The 1,034-nt window shown below is 71.6% G+C and carries 1 protein-coding gene; it reads left to right on the top strand.

Annotated features, from left to right (window positions below; genetic code table 11):
* The coding region (gene glnII, locus ACIP9H_RS42315) for a glutamine synthetase (RefSeq protein WP_401598078.1) at window positions 1-1,002 on the top strand (1,002 nt) is incomplete at its 5' end.
* Window positions 1,003-1,034: the final 32 nt, after the last annotated feature.

Raw genomic sequence — 1,034 nt, 5'->3', positions numbered from 1 at the left:
TACATCTGGATCGACGGTACCGAGCCGACCGCGAAGCTGCGCTCGAAGACCAAGATCCTGGCCGACGGCGAGGCGCCGGGTGTCTGGGGCTTCGACGGGTCGAGCACGAACCAGGCCGTGGGCCACAGCTCGGACCGGGTGCTGAAGCCGGTGGCCGAGTACCCGGACCCGATCCGCGGCGAGGGCAACCTGCTGGTGCTGTGCGAGGTGTTCAACATCGACGGCACGCCGCACGAGTCCAACACCCGCGCGCTGCTGCGCCCGGTCGCCGAGCGGTTCGCCGCGCAGGAGCCGCTGTTCGGCATCGAGCAGGAGTACACGTTCTTCCAGGGCGGCCGCCCGCTCGGCTTCCCCGAGGGCGGTTACCCGGCCCCGCAGGGCGGCTACTACTGCGGCGTCGGCGCGGACGAGATCCACGGCCGCGAGGTCGTCGAGGCCCACCTGGACAACTGCCTGGCCGCGGGCCTGGGCATCTCCGGCATCAACGCCGAGGTCATGCCCGGCCAGTGGGAGTTCCAGGTCGGCCCGCTGTCCCCGCTCCAGGTCGCCGACCAGCTGTGGGTCGCGCGCTGGCTGCTCTACCGCACCGCCGAGGACTTCGGGATCTCCGCGACGCTGGACCCCAAGCCCGCCAAGGGCGACTGGAACGGCGCCGGCGCCCACACCAACTTCTCCACCAAGGCCATGCGCGAGGGCTACGACGCGATCATCGAGGCCGCCGAGTCCCTGGGCCGCGACGACAAGCCCGCCGAGCACATCCGCAACTACGGCGCCGGCGTCGAGGCCCGCCTGACCGGCGCCCACGAGACCGCCCCGTGGAGCGAGTACAGCTACGGCGTCTCCGACCGCGGCGCCTCCGTCCGCATCCCCTGGCAGGTCGAGGTCGACAAGAAGGGCTACATCGAGGACCGGCGCCCCAACGCCAACGTCGACCCCTACACCGTCACCCGCCTCATGGTCGACACCTGCTGCACCGCCCTGGAGAAGGCCGACCTCGTCTGACCAGCGGCTGCCGTCCGGCACCCACCGCTCCC

Source organism: Streptomyces sp. NPDC088732 (genome assembly GCF_044751205.1).
GTDB lineage: Bacteria > Actinomycetota > Actinomycetes > Streptomycetales > Streptomycetaceae > Actinacidiphila.
Note: the sequence above shows the minus strand (reverse complement) of the source record. Positions and strands in the feature narration are given on the sequence as shown.